Origin of the sequence: Rhodococcus sp. NPDC057014, assembly GCF_042673295.1 — a bacterium.
Classification (GTDB): Bacteria; Actinomycetota; Actinomycetes; order Mycobacteriales; family Mycobacteriaceae; genus Rhodococcus_F.
Window position 1 is genome coordinate 1 of sequence record NZ_JBHUSF010000606.1, and the last position, 1829, is coordinate 1829.

The following is a 1829-nucleotide window of genomic DNA, read 5'->3' on the forward strand; positions in this document are numbered from 1 at the left end:
CACCGGGTGGATCGAGGTCATGCTCGGCCACTTCAGCGATCCCGCGGTCGCGCTGGTCGCCCCGAGGATCGTCGCGCTCGAACCCGAGGCCAGTAGCGCAGCGGGATGCCCGTGGGGATGTTCAGCCCGGCGATGTCCTCGTCGGAGATTCCGTCGAGGTGCTTGACGAGGGCGCGCAGCGAGTTGCCGTGCGCGGTGATCAGGACGGTCTTGCCGGCCTTCAGATCGGCCGAGATGGTGTCTTCCCAGTACGGGATCAGACGGACGACGACGTCCTTCAGGCACTCCGTGAGCGGGACCTCGTCGAGGTTCGCGTAGCGGGGGTCGGTGTCCTGGCTGTACTCGCTGCCCGGCTCGATCGTCGGCGGCGGGGTGTCGTAACTGCGGCGCCACAGCATGAACTGCTCGTCGCCGTACTTGTCCTTCACCTGCGCCTTGTTGCGTCCCTGCAGGGCGCCGTAGTGGCGCTCGTTGAGACGCCAGTCGCGGATGACGGGAATCCAGTGCCGGTCCGCCGTGTCGAGCGCGATGTTGGCGGTGCTGATGGCGCGGCGCAGCAGGGACGTGTACAGCACGTCGGGGAGCAGGTCGTGCTCGAGCAGCAGTTCGCCGGCGCGCTTGCCCTCGGCGATGCCCTTATCGGTCAGGTGGACGTCCACCCAGCCGGTGAACAAGTTGAGCGCATTCCATTCGCTCTCGCCGTGGCGGAGCAGCACAAGGGTTCCGGTACTCATGCCGTTCATCCTGGCATGCCTGCCGGAACCCTCGCGCCGTGAACCCCTGCCGTCAGGTCCGGCGGGCCTCGCCGGCCCGGAGGTCCTTGCGGAGGATTTTGCCTGCGGCGGACTTGGGGACGAGGTCGATGAACTCGACCCTGCGGACCTTCTTGTGCGGGGAGACCCGGTCGGCGACGAACGCGATCACCGCCGCCTCGTCCAGATCCTCGGCACCCGGTTGGGCGACGACGAACGCCTTCGGCACCTCCTCACCCTCGTCGTCGAGGACCCCGATGACGGCAGCGTCGGCGATCTGCGGGTGCGTCAGCAGCAACGCCTCCAACTCCGCCGGCGGCACCTGATACCCCTTGTACTTGATCAACTCCTTCATCCGGTCCACGATCGTCACCACCCCCTCGGCGTCGACGGTCGCGATGTCCCCGGTGTGCAGGAACCCGTCCGCGTCCAGGGTGTCCGCGGTCGCCGCCTCGTTGCCCAGGTACCCGGCCATGATGTTCGGGCCCTTGCACCACAACTCCCCAGGCGCGCTGACCCCCACGGCCGGGTAGTCGACCTCCTGCCCGGTGGCGGGGTCGACGAGTTTGCATTCCATGTTCGCGATCGTCGGGCCGACCGAGTCGAGGGCGATGTCGTCGCGGTCGAACGGGATCGCGTGCGAGACCGGGCTCATCTCCGACATCCCGTACCCCTGCCGCACCCGGCAGCCGAGCCGGGTGGCGACGGCCCTGCCCAGTTCCTGATCCAGCGGGGCGGCACCGGAGAACACCGAATGCACACTCGACAGGTCGTAGTCGTCGACCAGCGGGTGCTTGGCCAACGCCACCGCGACCGGCGGCGCAATGAACACATACGTGCACCGCTGCCCGGACACGATCGACAGGAACTCGACGAGGTCGAACTTCGGCATCGTCACCAGGGCGGCCCGGTTGAACAGGGCCGCGTTGAGCAGCACCGTCATCCCGTAGATGTGGAAGAACGGCAACACGGCGAGGAGTTTGTCGTCGGCGCCGATGCCCATCCGCGGGTCGATCTGACACACGTTCGCGACCAGGTTGCGGTGGGTGAGCATCACCCCCTTCGGCCGGCCGGTGG

1 protein-coding gene and 1 pseudogene are annotated in these 1829 nt (G+C 67.7%); both read right to left on the reverse strand.

What is annotated here, in order from left to right; translation table 11 throughout:
• Positions 1-92: 92 nt before the first annotated feature.
• Positions 93-743 (reverse strand): annotated as a pseudogene (locus tag ACFTZB_RS45365) (phosphoglyceromutase); the annotation flags it as partial.
• Between the two features lie 43 nt (positions 744-786).
• Positions 787-1829, reverse strand: a 1043-nt coding sequence (locus ACFTZB_RS45370; RefSeq protein ID WP_378442517.1) for an AMP-binding protein, incomplete at its 5' end; no start/stop codon positions are given.